Source organism: Vibrio sp. 1CM24A (assembly GCF_023161725.1).
GTDB lineage: Bacteria > Pseudomonadota > Gammaproteobacteria > Enterobacterales > Vibrionaceae > Vibrio > Vibrio coralliirubri.
Map to the genome: position 1 here is coordinate 142,079 of NZ_JALNTS010000005.1, position 15,790 is coordinate 157,868.

Here is a 15,790-nt window from a genome sequence, read left to right on the forward strand (position 1 = left end):
GATTAACGACCAACTTTACGGCCACAGCGCTTAAACAGCTGCTGCCAATAGTCCACATGGCGACGAGTTGATGCTCGAAAAGCTTGATGTGCATCTTGAATGGGAAAGTAATAACTGTGCAGTTCAGGTTGCGCGTCAAACATTCCTAGTTGCGGGGCTAACTGCTGATAGTAGCCATCCAGTTGCGCCATGTAAGGCTGAACCTTACCTATGTATTGTTGCTCGAATACATTGTTGAGATAACGAAACTTGGTCGTGTCTCGTTGTTTACCACAGATGATATTGTCATCAAAAGTTGTCAGCTGTTTGGTGATGGTATCAAGTTCGGCCGAAGCTCGCGTGAGCGAGTAGTATAAATCCCCGAGCGTAGAGCTCTTCTCTAAGATTTCTTGAACCTCAGTGGTTCTGCCGGAAACGAGCGGAATGTTTAACGCTTGATTGATGTGTTGTAAGGCATCACTGGTTTGTCGTACCTGATCGCCGATATCAGCGCGTAACCACTGACTACCCCGCATTTGTGACTGCATCGCATCACTGGCATAGATGAGATTCCATTGATGCAGTGGAAACTGTGCGAGTTTCTGTTGCTCAATTTCTCTTAGTAATTCTACGATCTCTGGGTCTAATTCATTACTGGATAAACATTTACCCACACCTTCAAGTAGCGCGGCTTGATAATCGTAATTACGAAACTCATCCGCGACCTTGCCCAGAACCGAATTTCTTTCTGCTATCAGATTGAACAGTCCACATTGACGAAGCTGGTAGCTGTCGATGAGGCCGATAGAGAGTGAGGGCACGTCAAGAAGCAGTTCTCGTTTTCTCGGTAGGCTTTCAAATTCCCATTCCTCTTTTATCTCGTCAGCATCTTGTACTCTAGCTATCTTGGTTTGATAGTCGTCGAACAAGTCGCCGGGACCATCACTGAAACAGCCAGCTAGCATCACTGTCAGACAAAACAGCGTTGAGTGCTTAACTAGGTTTGAGAGATGCCCTGCATTCATCTGTGGATTACCAGTCTATTTCGCTGCCATCGAAATTGAAGAAGTGACCACTTACTTCGATATTCGCTGAGTCGATGACTTTAATAAGGCCAGAAGCTGAGGTGTCGGTGTCGATCAGAGCGTTTGGCCCTCCCATTTCAGTCTGTACCCAACCTGGATGCAGTGCTAACACCGTAAAGCCATCGGTTAAGTCGTTGCTTAAGCTCTTCACCACGGAGTTTAGAGCGGCTTTAGAGGAGCGATAGATGTAACCGCCGCCTGAGGTATTCTCGGTCATGCTGCCGACTCTAGAGGATAAACAAGCGACCTTTTTGATATCGCTGCCTTCTAATAAAGGCAATAGCGTTTCGACAAGCTTGAGCGGAGCGATGGTGTTGACTTCGAATACACGACGCCACTCTTCGACATCGGTATTACCCAGGCCATAACCTTTAGGACCATAGTAGCCAGCGTTGTTGATCAAGATATCAATCGACTCTATTTGCGATGTGAGGTGGCTCACCGCTTGGTAATCGGTTATCTCTAATTGAATGCAGGTCAGATTGCTGTTGTGGCCTGCGAGAGAGAGCAGTTCTTTTGCTGAATTGGCATCACGATAAGTCGCGTACACCTTGTGGCTACCTTCCAAGTATTGTTGAGTCAGGCTTAAGCCAATGCCGCGATTTGCTCCAGTAATGAAAATAACGCTCATGGTGATTCCTTTTTAGTTCAATTAGTTAAGTTTGATGGCTTAACACGAGAAAATCAACGCTCCACCAACTGGCCATTAGCATTCCTACAAAAATCATTACTGCTGCCGCTGAGCCGCAGATCACCCCAAAGATGAGTATTACGTTTTTCATTGTTGTCTCTTTTCCCTAATTAATGATAATCATTATCATTAATTAGGGTTGTCGCCAAGTCTGAGACTGTTATGATTTTGAGAAAGATACGCAATTAGCCTGATTATGATTCCTTTAATTTACCACCCAATCTATTCACAATTACCTTTACCCGAAGGTCATCGTTACCCAATCAACAAATATCAGTTGTTGCATAGTGCTGTTGAGGCGCTGATGGATAGTGAACCTCGATGGAAGAGCAGATTTGAAGTGCGCCAACCAACGCCCGTTTCGGTTGAGCAAGTAAAACAAGTACACGATAGCAAATATGTCGATTTGCTCGTGTCTGGTAATTTGCCTGCGGCTAAAATGAGACGCATCGGTTTCCCGTGGAGCGAGCAACTTATTGAGAGAACACTCTACTCAAGTGGTGGAACCTGCTTGGCCGCTGAAATGGCAATAGAGAGTGGTTTAGCGATTCATTTGAGTGGTGGTTATCATCACGCGCATCATGATTTTGGCAGTGGCTTTTGTTTGTTGAACGATTTGGTTTTAGCGGCAAAACACGCGCTGACCTTTGAACATATCGATAAAGTGCTGATCGTTGATAGCGACGTTCATCATGGTGATGGCACAGCAACTCTTTGCCAAGAGAACGACGACATCATTACTCTGTCGTTCCACTGCGATAAAAACTTCCCTGCACGAAAGCCACTATCCGATTTAGATGTGCCGTTAAGTCGTGAAACAGAAGATGCAGAGTTCTTACGTTGTTTTGAACAAGTCACTAAGTTAGCGATTGCTCACCATCAACCTGATCTGATTATTTATGATGCGGGGATCGATATCCATCAAGACGATGAACTGGGTTATTTGAATGTCTCGACACAAGGGATATTTGAGCGCGACTGTTTGATGATTGAATTAGCGAAATCAGAGTCTATTCCGATGGCCTGCGTAGTCGGTGGCGGGTACCGTACTAAACACCAAGATCTGGTGCCGATTCACATGCAGCTGTTAAAAGCGGCTTATCATGTTTACAGTTAACCTCTCAAATTAGCGACTGATAGCTCATTGAAATGATGGTGTGAAATAAGCGTATCTTGCACCATAAAAGACACGGTTGCACCATTGTGATTCATATAAAGTGCTTTTTTATTAATTAGTTACGTATTTGTGTGATTAATTGTGGTCTGTAAATTGCTTTACCCATGTGTCTATAAAAACACAAGGGATAAAAATGAACCTGACGGACAAGGAACGTAGTTGGCTTAATTGGTTTGGCGCAACAGGAAAACTGGCTATGCGCAGAGCTTGTTTCCTCAATCGAAGTAGGACGGAGGAGCTTGAACAAGCTTTTGAAAGTATTGCTCACACGCGAGTTCAACTTCTGCATAACTGGGTCAAGAATCAATGGGATTTTTTAGAAGACTCTGCGGTTTATTTAGCAAGTCGAACGGAAGAACAAGCTCAGGGGACGTTAGCTAGCCTTCTTAAACGCAGTACGGATTTTTCTGAATTGGCGATCGTCGATGCCAAGGGGGTCGCACAAGCATCGAGTTATCATGAACATATTGGGGTTACTCTTGGAGACAAGAAGGCTTTAGTTGAAGGGGCTTCAAAGCGTTATCTTCATGGGCCGTATATGGATCAACGCACGTTGAACGTAGGGGCGTCGAGTTCATCGTTTCATGACCAAGTGACGTTGATGTTTTATGTCCCCTTTTCTCGGGATGAAGGGCCACAACAGTTCTTATGTGGTCGTGTTCCAAATGATGTTATTGGTGACATTATTCAGAGAGAAGCGGGGCATATTTATAGCGAGTCGGGTGATAACTATATCTTTATGGTCGACTCCATTCATGATCCTCATACTCAGCCGGGTGTTGCGCTCTCTCGTTCTCGCTTTGAAGATAATACCTTTTCACACGGAGAGAACTTAAAGCAAGGGATTCATACGGATTGGGGAACGGTTAAGATTCAGCACCACACCGAATTTGAGATTCGCTTTACGGACCCAGCCACTAATCAGCTTCACCCAGGCGTAAGAGAAACCATTAAAAATGGCAATAACCTGTTTATCGGTTATCCGGGGTATTCCGACTATCGCCATATACCGGTTATCGGTAAAGGTATCACCTTTCAATTGGATGGCTCACCAGATACCTTTGGTATGATGTGTGAGTCCGATTTAGAAGAGGTCTACAGAGATCGAAGCCTAAGTTATACCTTATCTAAACACTTCATCAGCTGCATGCTACTGCCTCTATTTGTTCCATTATTGTTTGCCAACCTTTATACGCTCACACCTGTTATGCAGAGCGGTATTATGTTCGCTTGCGCCTTGCTTTCATTGGGCTTATTCCGGTTAGTTAGCGCTAAACCACTAGCGAAGAAGGTTCACGAAATGACCGGGGTAATGCAGACCTTAGCCGAAGGTGATGGCAACTTAAGTCGGAAACTTGATCCCACCACATTCAGTCATAATGAACTTGGCAACCTAGGGCGCTGGACTAACAGTTTTATCGACAATTTAGATAACACGGTGAGTGAGTTGATCCATGCGAGTCACGAAGTTAGAGAGGTTTCTGAATCGATGTTTCGTCGCAGTGTCGTGATGAAGCAAACCAGTGATGATGCATCACAAGCGTTAAGCAATATGCTTCAGTTGAGTCAGCATCAACAGAGTGAAATTACTCATGCGAGTGTCTCAGCAACGCAAATGGATACGGTGATGAAACAAGCCGTCCTGAGCGCGGAAAAGGAATACAACCAGTCTGTCGAAGGCATGGAGATTGTTCGCAATATCGTAGAAAGCTCGGCGCATAGCGTGAATGAGGTGAATAATGAAATGACCAAGGTGTCTGACATTATAGATATCATTACTGACATTACCGCGCAGACTAACCTTTTGGCCTTGAATGCGGCCATCGAGTCGGCAAGAGCAGGTGAACACGGGAGAGGGTTCTCTGTCGTCGCTTCTGAAGTAAGAACTCTGGCTGATCGTACTTCACAAGCCGCTAATCATATTAGTGACCTAATGAAAGAGCTGCATAGTAAGTCTCGCAGTGCTGTTGAGTCCATGGAGCGAGGCGTTGAGAATGTGAGTAAAGGAAACTTAACAGTCGACTCAAATGCTCGCAGTGAACAAATTCAAGCAGCGGTGAGTGATCTCTTTACCACGATGTCTAACTTAGATGAAAACAGTCAGAAAAATGGACAAACGGCAGATAAAGCCCAACGTTCAATATCTGACTTACAACTGTCTACTAAGCAACTCGCACGTCGAGTTTCTTTGATGGGCAATGCATTGAGCCGCTTAGACCAATTGATTGGACGCTTTGAAGTGAGCCGAAAGGTGGCGTAGTGGAAAATACGTAAGCTCTTTACGCAAACGCCAGATACAAGAAAGCCGCTGATTTCTCAGCGGCTTTCTTTAATGTGGTGGAGGGATAGGGATTTGAACCCTAGAACCGCTATTAACGGTTGCCGGTTTTCAAGACCGGTGCTTTCGACCACTCAGCCATCCCTCCAATGGCGCGTATAATATAAGGGTGGCTTTCGCTTGTAAATACCCTTATTAACTGACTGCTTTTTTTATGAACGCTTTTCGGTGTTTTTGTTCTGAATGATTATTTGTTGTTCGATTTATTAAGACGCAGACAAAATCTAATATTCAATAAGCCAAGTATTACCAACTTTTGTTATACCTGAAGTGTTTTCGTGCCATCAAAAAAGAAAGTATCTAATTGGTTTGCAGGCAAAGTTATGAGGGGAGTGGCTTAGGTGCATGAACTTTTAGTTTAGAACGGTGAGCTTGGAATTTAAAACTAGGTATAAAGTGAATGAGTTTGAAACTGGGACTGTAGAGAGTCTTGTTAGATGAGCTTTATATTTTAGATAAGCTTCAGATACAAAAAAGCCGCTGATTTCTCAGCGGCTTTCTTTAATGTGGTGGAGGGATAGGGATTTGAACCCTAGAACCGCTATTAACGGTTGCCGGTTTTCAAGACCGGTGCTTTCGACCACTCAGCCATCCCTCCAGTGGCGTGAATAATATAAGGGGCGGAGGATCTTGTAAACCCTTAATTTTCATAATTTTGTTTTGTTGCTTGTTTTCTAATCATTCACGGCAATAAAAAAGGGAAGCCATTGGCTTCCCTTTTCTGTTTGCTGATTATTTAGTCATTTTTTGTGTAGAAACGCTGTAGCTCAGTCAGGCCTTGCATCAATACAGGTAAGCGAGGGCTTACGTTTTTCAGGCGCTTGTAATTCTGGTCGTACAATTTGTAGTTACCAAATTTATCTAGCACCGTTGTTTGTTGATCAGTAACAAGCGCAAGTTCACGAGAGTCGCCCGCGAGAATCCACTTTCTGTTACGTTCATTAAACAGGCTGCGACCACTACTGAAATCCGTTGGGTTCGAAGATACACCCAATAGCTCTTGCATCAGTGTTACTGACACGTCTAGATGACTAGAACGGTGGGTGTATTCAGAAGCAGACTTACCAGGCCAGCTGATAAACAGTGGCACCTGTAATTGATAACGACTGTAGTTGGAGTTTGCACCCCAACTGTTAGTTTTGGTTTCGTTAAACTCAGTACCGTGGTTGGAGGTAATGATAACCACTGTGTTGTCGGCGAGCTCTAAGCGTTCCAGTTCAGCGTAGATAGTTGCTAACTGATCATCGGCCGCTGTCGCAGACTTTTGATAATCTGCTGCAAAACGCTCTGCTGTTGTTAGCGTAGAGTCCGACTCTGAGCTTGAATCGTAGCTGGCGAAGTTATCCAGTGTAGTTAGTTCAATAAAGTTAAACCAAGGGCGTTTAGCTTGCGGTGATTGAATCCAGTCAGACCAAGCTTTTATTGCACTCTGGTCATCATAAGTTGCTTGCTCTGGCATCACATCACGGCCTCGGAAGATAATATCCGAGTACAGTGCATCGCTAAAGTTGTCGCCACTAAAAGCAGCAAACTTGTAATCGTGATTCTCTAAAACATCGAGCAATACTGCGCTTGACCCTTGAGCTTCGATACTGCTTGCGTAGCTGCTCGGTAGGCCATAGAACAAGCCGAAAATACCAAACATATCGTTACTTGAACTGTAGTGGTTGGTGAAGTTGATCGACTGTTGTGCGTAGGCATAGCTGTTTGGCATCGCTGTCGCATTAAGTGCGTCAGAGCGAAGGTTGTTCACACTCACCATCAGGATATTAAGATCATCACTGCGGCGGTTGTATTGAATTTTTTCTAGCGGGTAGCTAACTAGGTTTACGTTCTCTTTGTTCGCTTCTAAACGCTCAAGGTATTCTTCACGGTCTAATAGGCCATGTTTCTCCATAAAGCTTTTCGCTGTCATTGGGTAAGACAGTGGGAAGTTCGCTTTCTGGCTAGTAATTGGGTTATAGAAATACGCATCAGCCCACATGTAGGTCAAGTGGCTGCTGATGAAACACAGGAAGAAGACGGCAGTAATCGGACGGCCAATGTGTTTATGAGACAGTTTACGCTGCTTACGCCAAACCCACTCAGACAGACCAAGCTGTAGTAAGAAGATAAATGGCATAACAATGAATAGGTGCTGCAAATCAGACGTGAATGCAGATTCCTCTCCACTGAATAAAACCTCCCACACGACAGGCGTCAGGTGGAGGTTTATATTTTGATACGTTTGGGTATCAATCAACAGGACAGTTAAACCTATGGTCGCGAAGATAACGGCAACCAAACGTAATAACTTCCTCGACGGAAGAACAAAAGTGAGCGGGAACAGCACTAATAGATAGAGCGCGAACACTAAAAAGCCAAAATGACCAACCCACGATGCAGCCAAATAGAATTGACCTAGCAAGGTTTCTGGCCAAGCAGATTGAGTAATATAACGAGTACCAATCAACATCGCAGCAATGATGTTGAAAAATGCAAACCAGTGACCCCAACCAACCAGTCGAGATACACGATCGCTATATGAGTTTGCGCTGTCTACCATTTATAATTCTTTTATCCGTCAATCAAATTTAGTGAGACTTTTTATCTTCAAGAGAAGAAATTAAAGCCTCGGCAAATTTTTCAGCAATTCCTTTGCGTTGTGAAGCAGCAACATTCTGATTTAAGACATTGGTTGCGATATTTCCAGCGATCATCAGTGAAAGTTCTGGCGAAGCTTTGTGCTTAGATAGTACAGCACCTACTTCAGCTAGGATTTTTTCAACTTGATCATCTGTGTATTTAGATATAATCGGCATAAGGACTCTAATAATGATAGTAAAAGCGGCTTATGATAACCTACTATGCACGACAACTGAAACCTGAACGGTAATATTTTCACTATGAGCCTTCACCTTTCCAACGTAATTTTACACCAGCTGAGCAAGAACGATCAGGATGAGCTGATTGTTAACTATCGTGCTGAATCTCTAGAAAACGATGCTTCATCTGAAAGCCTAGTTGCTGAACTTCACCGTGTTTTTAATTCAAAAGCAGGCAAAGGGTTTGGTTCTTTCAAATCTGACAGCGAATTCCAGCAGTGGTTGCATCAACTTCGTGCTGGTGAGACAAACTTTTATGATTTTTCTCAAAAGAGTGCGCAACGTCTAAAAGACGAACTATCAAAGTACCCATTCGCTGACGAAGGTATCTTGGTAATGGCTGAATATCAGTCACTTGCAACAGATTACCTTTTCATTGGTTTATTGCCTTCAAACCAAAGCCTAAAGGTAACTGAAGGGCTTGATATTAGTGCGACTGACTACCTTGATATCTCAAAAATGGATATCGCGGCTCGCCTAGACCTTTCAACTTATGAGACTGATAAAGAGTCAAACCGTTACTTAACTTATATTAAAGGACGTGTTGGCCGTAAAGTCGCGGATTTCTTCTTAGATTTCTTACAAGCTGAAGTTGGTTTGGATGCGAAACAGCAGAACCAAGTACTGATGCAAGCGGTAGAAGACTTCGTTTCTGACTCTAAATTAGAGAAAGAAGAAGCGATCAGCTACAAAAAACAGGTTGCGGATTACTGTAACGAGCAGCTTAAAGCGGGCGATGAAGTGCAAGTTCGTGAACTTTCTGGTGAGTTGCCAGCAAGCACAGATGGTACAAGCTTCTTTGACTATACTAGTGAGCAAGGCTACGAGTTAGAAGACAGCTTCCCAGCCGATCGCGCAACTATGCGTAAACTAACAAAATTTGTTGGTGCTGGTGGCGGTTTGAATGTTAGTTTTGATAGTCTGCTTCTAGGCGAACGTATCTTTTACGATCCAGAGACAGACACGCTAACGATTAAAGGCACTCCACCGAACTTACGTGACCAACTGACTCGCAATAAGTCATAGTCCGAAGTTAACGGATAAAAGCGGCAGCAGGACGTTGTCGCTTATTTTGTGCTTAATCTTTTAGCTACGGTCATGGCTTCAAGTTAACACGCACAAGGAATATAGATGGAACAATCAGTAGCAAAGCCCAAACGCTTTAAAAAACCAGCCACTTTTTTGGTTGTGCTCTTGGCTCTGTGGTTACTTCCTTCATTGGCTCTTCTTAATCTAAGCCGTTCCTACACCAATTCTCTTGCTCAAATCGAAGAGCTCGGTATTCGAGTCAACGAGTTGAGGCAATCGCTTTATTTCTCAGAACCACTTCGAGTCTCTCGTATCAATGATCTCGCACTCGATGCTCAGTTGGTTTATTCGATCCGACTGCAGATTGAATCTGATTTCCAACACGCCTTGTTTCGTCCTGATGTGAACCAACTGTTATACGTAGCCGATCAGTTCCTTGAAAAGTTCGATGAGTTCATTCCAATCGAAAGCCAAGTTCAAGACATCGTTGATAACATTAAGATCTTGCGTGCGGATAAAGAGCTTTCCCCTAAGCTAAAACCACTCCTCAACGAATTCGGCGTTGTGGTATTTGAAGCCATGTATTCTGACAATCAAAGTTCGTCAGCGACTTATCGCGCCTTTGATTCCATTTTGGACAAATCTTATTCGCTAGAAACCGAAGAGCAAGATGCACTCCAGCAGTTACTGGCTGATGCGTCAGCGTTGTTGAGTGATTATGCTCAACTTAACTATTTGGTTGATAAGATTAAGAAAAACTCAGTAAATGAACAGATCATAAAACTCGAAGCTGAGTTCCATGATCGTCAATTCAACCTATTGTTGGTGATGCTAGGCTTAAGCTTGGTGGCGATGAGCGGGATAGTGTTTTGGGGCGTTAGGTCCACAAAAACGATGAAAGAAGCAGACCAAGAATTCAGCTCGGAACTAGAAATTAATTCAAGTAAGGAAGACGCTTCGTATAGCGATGTTGTTTCCTCAGCAGTGAAACAAGCAAATAACGACGTTTATGTATCCGAGAACAGGCCAACGAGCCAGTCTTCCGCCTCTCAACCTATGCAGAGCGTTAACGTTACAAGCCAACCCGTTGTACAAGACTCTATTCAGCAAGCCTCTGAGCAGGCACCAGTAGTCGAGAAACACGTTGCCAGTGTCACAGATTCAAAGCCTGCGATTGATATCGAAGACATGTTAGAAACGCTCGATGGTGATGCTGAGTCTGTCGAACTCTTACTTGGTGTGTTTGTACAAGACCACGCCGATGATTACACGAAGTTCAAATCTCTTCTCACTAAAGATGAAACCTCTGCTGCTCGTATTGTACATAGCTTAAAAGGTGTGGCTGGCAGTATCAAAGCATCTCGATTAGCGATCATTGCAGCAACCATTGAAATGACAATGAAACAGTCGAGAGCGATCAGTGAACATGATTTAGCTGAACTAGAGCAGGCTATAAAAGCCTCTGTGGATTCTGCTCATGAATATTTAGACAGTCAGCGTTAACTTTTACAGGATTTTTGACAATACTCTGACGAAGCGCTCATACAATCCGCGCCCTTAGTCTTTGTCAGAGGTTTATATGTTACGAGTTTCGAGTCGAAGTTGGATGGTGTTGGTGCTTAGCATTGTGCTAAGTGGTTGTTCTCTCTTAGAAGTTAAGTTAGATAGTCAAACGACGCCTCTCACTCAACAAGAGTTAAATGCTCGGATCATGACGCGTGAATACGCCAAGATGTTCTTTACACGAGTAGAAGACTCAGCCGATCTCATTGCTCAATCTTATCCTGCTGATGACACCTTACATCAATCTTACGTCTTGCTTTGGAAGATCCATGCGGAGCAGGGCTTACAGCAAGCGGCTTATCAAACTTCCCCAATGTCTGCCTTAATCGACTCGTGGGTGTTCACTGCCCAAATGAATCAGTTTTATAGCCAAGGCGACGGCGCGGATCTGTTCGTGACGGATGATGCGGTAGAGACTGCTCGTTTTCTTGACCAAGAAGCCGAGAAACTGGCAAAGGGTGTATTGAGCTCCAGTGATTTCAAAAACAGCAAAGCGTTCGTTGCGCAGTTTGCTGCTAGCCACCCATTTAAAGACCTCACATTCAGAAGCACACCTGCTTACCGTGAATGGCTAAGTTACCTTGGTAAAGACGAATCGCAAATCGTTCAGAGCTTAGGCACCATGCCAGAAGCCATGAGTGACGCATCTGATCGTTTAAGCCTTATGGCTGACCAGACACCGAAACTGATGTCGTGGAAGGCGGAGCTGGTTGCATTAAATAGCTCACTAACGGGTGAAGACCTATCGATGACGCTGGAAAGCCTTCGTCAAACATCAGCAAGCATGCAAGACTTCATTGAGAACAACCCGGAGTACATTCAAACACTGGCTTCTATTATGTCGACAGAAATGCAGCCTCTACTCAACGATCTTAGCGACAAGACAGACCAAAAATTAGCAATGCTCACTGAAGAGCGTGTGGCATTAGAAAAAATGGTGACACGTGAGAGAGAAGCTCTAGTAGAGATGATTGCCAAAGAGCGCATTGAGATTGCCGGCATTGTGACTTCAGAAAGAGAACTGTTCACGCAAGACCTTGATCGCGTCTCTCAAGAGGTGGTGGTACTGGCGATTGATAAACTGATGGAGTTAATCAAAGGTGTGATTATTTACTTCATCCTGTTTATCTTAGTGGTGTTCTTTGCACCGTTAGGCATCGGTTACTGGTTGGGTAAACGAACCGCCAATAAATAGATAAATAAATACATAAATAAGTAAATCAGCAGATCAAAAAAAGAGCGCTCTAGGGCGCTCTTTTTGCATTTATCCATTAACGTTTTGAGTTACGTTCGAAAGCGTTAGCTCCTGAACTTAAGCTTGTTGCTTGCTTAACTCTGTCGCTTCTTCAGCTTCAAACGCTGGTGCTGTTGGTTCACACTTATCAACGAACCAACCCATGTAAGATGTCACGATAGTCACGATGATACAGATGAAGCTTAACCACATGAAGGGTGCGTAAGACAGCGTCGCAACACCAAGAATACTCGCCATGTAGATACCGTTATCACTCCACGGAACCATACCCGACGTTAGCGTGCCACCAAACTCAGCATTACGAGATAGGTTCTTACGTTTGTAGCCTAAACGGTCGTAGTTTTTCGCACAGATTTTTGGCGTAAGGATTAACGATACGTACATTGCAGAACCGAACACGTTACCCATGAAGGCCGTACCAATTGTGCTTGTTGCTAGTGAGCCTGCGCTGTTTACGCGGCGCTCAAACACCTTAGCGATTGTCTCTAGTACGCCCACTTTATCCAGTAAGCCACCGAAACCTAGACCAAATACGATAACCGCAACTGAACCTAGCATTGAAGACATGCCGCCACGGTTAAGAATCGAATCAATAAACTCGACGCCAGATGAGATTGAGAACGGTGCCCAAGCAGTGTTGAATGCCGTTAGGAAGTCGATATCTTGGATCATGACTGCCCAGATAATACCCAGCAGAGAACCAAAGCTGATAACCGGGAATGAAGGCATACGGAAAGCCAACAGACCAAGTACGATAAGTACTGGAACGAATGAGTAAGGCGTGATGTAGAACTGAACTTCCATCGCTTTGATGACAGAGTCTACTTGGCTCATATCAACGTTGCCCGCGTAGTGGAAACCAAACGCAGTGAACATGATACCGGTAATTACGTAGCTGATTAACGCAACTGGCAACATGCCCTTGATGTGTTCAACCACTTCAACACCAGACATTGAAGAAGCCAGAATCACTGAATCAGAAAGCGGAGACATCTTGTCACCGAAGTAACAACCTGACAGCACGGCACCTGCAGTAATCGGTGCTGGAACACCTAGACCTTGGCCGATACCCATCATCGCGATACCTGCTGTACCCGCAGCACCCCAAGAAGTACCGGTCGCCAATGCAGTTAGAGAACAGATGATCATGGTCGCTAAAAGGAAGATAGAAGGGTGGATAGCTTTCAGACCATAGTAAATGATAGTAGGTACGATCCCGCCTGAGATCCAAGTACCAACAAGAGCGCCAACGGCTAAAAGTATTAAAACCGCACCTAAGCCATTGGATATTCCTTTGAGTGCTGCTTTTTCTAAGTCTTTGTATTGGTGTCCAAGACGAATACCAAGAACCATGATAATGAACCAGCCTATATACAAGGCAAGTTGAATTGGAAGGTCAAGCTTTGCAGTAAAGGAAAAAGCAAGGGATAGAAATAGTCCTAACGCGATGAATACCTGCAATAGGTTCGGTAGGCGAGTTTTACTCTGCTTCATAAAAGCCTCTTGTGATTTCGAGCATTTATAGTGCTTCGTTATAGTGTGTGGTGCAAAACGGACACTACAGTAATTAGTTTATTATATCGAAAAAATACGCCCAAGTTGTGATATTTGACTGTTAACTCAATCAATTGTGGTTTCATAATCTAAAATTTTGTTAAATTCATGATTGTTACATGTTGAAATCTGTCGCACGTTGTTTTCGTTTTGTAAAATAAAATTCTGATTAACCTTGGTTTAAAAGAGGGATTTACTGTTTGTGATGAGCGTCGATTGAATCGATTTTGGCGATGTAAATGTTTGAATTTGACGATAATGGGCGCTTAATCAATGAGGTGGAGATGGAATGTCGATACAGAGATAACTGCACGATTCATTACGTTCACTTAAAAGAAACGAAAAAGTTACACTTTTTGACAAAAAGCACTTGAGTTCTGTTTCTGAAAAACTTATAGATGGGGGAGAGCAATTTTTAATTTATACATGGAGAGTGAGCGATGAGAGTAGGTCTAGTTGGTTGGCGCGGTATGGTTGGTTCTGTACTGATGCAACGTATGGTTGAAGAGAAAGACTTCGACTTGATTGAGCCTGTTTATTACAGCACATCTCAGATTGGTATTCCTGCCCCTGTTTTAGGTGGTAAAGATGCGGGTCTACTTCAAGACGCTTTTGATATTGATAGCTTAAAACAGCTTGATGCTGTGATTACCTGTCAAGGCGGCGATTACACATCAAAAGTATACCCAGCACTGCGTCAAGCAGGTTGGAAAGGTTACTGGATTGATGCAGCTTCTACTCTGCGTATGGACGCTGATTCAATCATCACTCTTGATCCTGTTAACTTGGCTCAAATTCAGCAAGGCATTCACAGCGGCACCAACACGTTCGTTGGCGGTAACTGTACTGTGAGCTTAATGCTTATGGCTCTAGGTGGTCTGTACGAGAAAGGCATGGTTGAGTGGATGAGTGCCATGACTTACCAAGCGGCTTCTGGTGCGGGTGCTAAGAACATGCGTGAGCTGATCTCACAAATGGGTGTGATCAACGACAGCGTAAGTTCTGAGCTAGCAAACCCTTCAAGCTCAATTCTTGATATCGATAAGAAAGTGGCTGATACGATTCGTTCATCTTCATTCCCAACAGACCAATTTGGTGCTCCGCTGGCGGGCTCACTGATTCCTTGGATCGATGTGAAGCGTGAAAACGGTCAGAGCAAAGAAGAGTGGAAAGCCGGTGTTGAAGCAAACAAGATTCTTGGTCTAGATGGTCAGCCAATCCCTATCGATGGTACTTGTGTACGAATCGGTGCAATGCGTTGTCACGCTCAAGCGCTAACGATTAAGCTTAAGCAAGACGTGCCAATGGACGAGATCGAAGAGATCATCGCAACGCACAATGATTGGGTTAAAGTGATTCCTAATGACCGTGACATCACGGCACAGGAGCTAACACCAGCGAAAGTAACAGGCACAATGTCTGTACCTGTCGGTCGTCTGCGTAAGATGTCGATGGGTAACGACTTCCTAAACGCCTTCACTGTTGGTGACCAACTGCTTTGGGGTGCTGCAGAACCACTACGTCGTACTCTACGCATTATCCTTGCTGAGAAAGCGTAACTGCCTCATTTTTGAGAATAATTAACGAAGAAGCGCCTTAGGGCGCTTTTTTTGTTTCTGATGACAGAGGCCTGACTTTAAAACCTTACCTTTCGTGCGTCTTAAAGTTGGAGCTAGAAAATGAAAGCAAACCTTAAAGGTTTTACTCTTATCGAGTTGATTGTTGTTATCGTCATTATTGGTGTTTTAGCGGTTGTTGCAGCACCTAGGTTTTTAAACATACAACATGATGCTAGGGCTTCGGTTATGGAAGGGTTGGGAGCATCTGTCCATACTGCGGCTGATTTGGCGTTTGAAAAAGCCGCCGTGGAAGGTATGGAAGACCAAGAATCATATTTGATTCCTGAGTATGGGCGAGTGAAGTTTGGTTACCCCGCGGTTGAAAAAGGGGGAATGGAAAACTTTTTAGCGATTGATTCAGGGTTTCATGACCTGACGACTGAATGGACATGGGCAGCGCATAATAATGGCCCAGTGAGCGACCCAGACCTATGGCTGATTACCCGATCGGAATATTTGTCAGACGTTCTTCCTAATGACTTCAATACCGCTATCGAGAAGACCCAATGCTATGTGAAATACACGGCCGTAATGGAAGCCAATGATGACTACCAAGTGGAAGTTTTCACAGACGGCTGTTAGTTGCTTTAGTTAGATAGTTAACAAAACAAAAAGAGCTCTTAGGAGCTCTTTTTT

Annotated in this window: 13 protein-coding genes and 2 tRNA genes; 7 read left to right on the forward strand and 8 right to left on the reverse strand. The window is 44.0% G+C overall.

The genetic code is table 11. The features are described 5' to 3' along the window. Positions 1 to 2: 2 nt before the first annotated feature. From MSG38_RS12690 to MSG38_RS23990, 3 genes are read right to left on the reverse strand one after another with little or no spacing between them, the layout of a single operon-like run. On the reverse strand, positions 3 to 1,004 hold the full coding sequence (locus tag MSG38_RS12690; RefSeq protein ID WP_248401962.1) for a DUF3080 domain-containing protein: 1,002 nt from the start codon (positions 1,002 to 1,004) through the stop codon (positions 3 to 5). Positions 1,005 to 1,011: 7 nt separating this feature from the next. Continuing rightward, a complete protein-coding gene (locus tag MSG38_RS12695; RefSeq protein WP_248401963.1) occupies positions 1,012 to 1,695 on the reverse strand; it encodes an SDR family oxidoreductase in 684 nt (227 codons plus the stop codon). A gap of 25 nt (positions 1,696 to 1,720) precedes the next feature. Then, a complete protein-coding gene (locus MSG38_RS23990; RefSeq protein ID WP_017063447.1) occupies positions 1,721 to 1,846 on the reverse strand; it encodes a hypothetical protein in 126 nt (41 codons plus the stop codon). 105 nt (positions 1,847 to 1,951) lie between these two features. Between MSG38_RS23990 and MSG38_RS12700 the strand changes: the two genes are divergently transcribed. Beyond that, positions 1,952 to 2,872 (forward strand): histone deacetylase, encoded by a 921-nt coding sequence (locus MSG38_RS12700; protein ID WP_248401964.1) that lies wholly within the window; start codon positions 1,952 to 1,954, stop codon positions 2,870 to 2,872. Between the two features lie 193 nt (positions 2,873 to 3,065). Continuing rightward, positions 3,066 to 5,192: a methyl-accepting chemotaxis protein gene (locus tag MSG38_RS12705; RefSeq protein ID WP_248401965.1), complete on the forward strand. Its 2,127-nt coding sequence runs from the start codon at positions 3,066 to 3,068 to the stop codon at positions 5,190 to 5,192. A gap of 75 nt (positions 5,193 to 5,267) precedes the next feature. On the opposite strand, the gene MSG38_RS12710 is transcribed toward MSG38_RS12705, so the two are convergent. The 4 genes from MSG38_RS12710 to MSG38_RS12725 form a co-directional block, all read right to left on the reverse strand. Beyond that, positions 5,268 to 5,358: transfer RNA gene (locus MSG38_RS12710), tRNA-Ser, on the reverse strand. A 419-nt stretch (positions 5,359 to 5,777) separates the two neighbouring features. After that, positions 5,778 to 5,868, reverse strand: a tRNA-Ser gene (locus MSG38_RS12715). Positions 5,869 to 6,006: 138 nt separating this feature from the next. After that, entirely contained in the window at positions 6,007 to 7,815 is a 1,809-nt protein-coding gene (locus tag MSG38_RS12720; protein WP_048611550.1) for a DUF3413 domain-containing protein, read from the reverse strand. Positions 7,816 to 7,843: 28 nt separating this feature from the next. Next, the gene (locus MSG38_RS12725; protein ID WP_017068253.1) at positions 7,844 to 8,071 is read right to left on the reverse strand and encodes a YejL family protein; all 228 of its coding nucleotides are present in this window, start codon (positions 8,069 to 8,071) and stop codon (positions 7,844 to 7,846) included. A gap of 84 nt (positions 8,072 to 8,155) precedes the next feature. Between MSG38_RS12725 and yejK the strand changes: the two genes are divergently transcribed. The 3 genes from yejK to MSG38_RS12740 all read left to right on the forward strand — a co-directional run bounded on the left by yejK (position 8,156) and on the right by MSG38_RS12740 (position 11,921). After that, positions 8,156 to 9,160 (forward strand): nucleoid-associated protein YejK, encoded by a 1,005-nt coding sequence (gene yejK, locus MSG38_RS12730; RefSeq protein ID WP_017061190.1) that lies wholly within the window; start codon positions 8,156 to 8,158, stop codon positions 9,158 to 9,160. Between the two features lie 105 nt (positions 9,161 to 9,265). Next, positions 9,266 to 10,666 carry an Hpt domain-containing protein gene (locus MSG38_RS12735; RefSeq protein ID WP_086971149.1) on the forward strand — a complete coding sequence of 467 codons (1,401 nt, stop codon included), beginning with the start codon at positions 9,266 to 9,268 and terminating at the stop codon, positions 10,664 to 10,666. A gap of 76 nt (positions 10,667 to 10,742) precedes the next feature. Continuing rightward, positions 10,743 to 11,921, forward strand: a complete 1,179-nt coding sequence (locus MSG38_RS12740) for a chemotaxis protein (protein WP_248401966.1) — start codon at positions 10,743 to 10,745, stop codon at positions 11,919 to 11,921. Positions 11,922 to 12,038: 117 nt separating this feature from the next. Here MSG38_RS12740 and nhaC read toward each other — a convergent pair whose 3' ends face one another. Next, entirely contained in the window at positions 12,039 to 13,475 is a 1,437-nt protein-coding gene (gene nhaC / locus MSG38_RS12745) for a Na+/H+ antiporter NhaC (protein WP_017063453.1), read from the reverse strand. A 500-nt stretch (positions 13,476 to 13,975) separates the two neighbouring features. Between nhaC and asd the strand changes: the two genes are divergently transcribed. Both asd and MSG38_RS12755 read left to right on the forward strand, forming a co-directional pair. Next, positions 13,976 to 15,094, forward strand: a complete 1,119-nt coding sequence (gene asd / locus MSG38_RS12750) for an aspartate-semialdehyde dehydrogenase (RefSeq protein WP_017629874.1) — start codon at positions 13,976 to 13,978, stop codon at positions 15,092 to 15,094. A 120-nt stretch (positions 15,095 to 15,214) separates the two neighbouring features. Continuing rightward, positions 15,215 to 15,736 carry a prepilin-type N-terminal cleavage/methylation domain-containing protein gene (locus MSG38_RS12755; protein ID WP_248401967.1) on the forward strand — a complete coding sequence of 174 codons (522 nt, stop codon included), beginning with the start codon at positions 15,215 to 15,217 and terminating at the stop codon, positions 15,734 to 15,736. Positions 15,737 to 15,790: the final 54 nt, after the last annotated feature.

Bases quoted from the DNA above. Each gene is read 5' to 3' on its own strand.
- nhaC (WP_017063453.1), bottom strand. From the start codon at position 13,475: ATGAAGCAGAGTAAAACTCGCCTACCGAACCTATTGCAGGTATTCATC.
- MSG38_RS12695 (WP_248401963.1), bottom strand. From the start codon at position 1,695: ATGAGCGTTATTTTCATTACTGGAGCAAATCGCGGCATTGGCTTAAGC.
- MSG38_RS12700 (WP_248401964.1), top strand. From the start codon at position 1,952: ATGATTCCTTTAATTTACCACCCAATCTATTCACAATTACCTTTACCC.
- MSG38_RS12755 (WP_248401967.1), top strand. From the start codon at position 15,215: ATGAAAGCAAACCTTAAAGGTTTTACTCTTATCGAGTTGATTGTTGTT.
- MSG38_RS12720 (WP_048611550.1), bottom strand. From the start codon at position 7,815: ATGGTAGACAGCGCAAACTCATATAGCGATCGTGTATCTCGACTGGTT.
- yejK (WP_017061190.1), top strand. From the start codon at position 8,156: ATGAGCCTTCACCTTTCCAACGTAATTTTACACCAGCTGAGCAAGAAC.
- asd (WP_017629874.1), top strand. From the start codon at position 13,976: ATGAGAGTAGGTCTAGTTGGTTGGCGCGGTATGGTTGGTTCTGTACTG.
- MSG38_RS12725 (WP_017068253.1), bottom strand. From the start codon at position 8,071: ATGCCGATTATATCTAAATACACAGATGATCAAGTTGAAAAAATCCTA.
- MSG38_RS23990 (WP_017063447.1), bottom strand. From the start codon at position 1,846: ATGAAAAACGTAATACTCATCTTTGGGGTGATCTGCGGCTCAGCGGCA.
- MSG38_RS12705 (WP_248401965.1), top strand. From the start codon at position 3,066: ATGAACCTGACGGACAAGGAACGTAGTTGGCTTAATTGGTTTGGCGCA.
- MSG38_RS12690 (WP_248401962.1), bottom strand. From the start codon at position 1,004: ATGAATGCAGGGCATCTCTCAAACCTAGTTAAGCACTCAACGCTGTTT.
- MSG38_RS12735 (WP_086971149.1), top strand. From the start codon at position 9,266: ATGGAACAATCAGTAGCAAAGCCCAAACGCTTTAAAAAACCAGCCACT.
- MSG38_RS12740 (WP_248401966.1), top strand. From the start codon at position 10,743: ATGTTACGAGTTTCGAGTCGAAGTTGGATGGTGTTGGTGCTTAGCATT.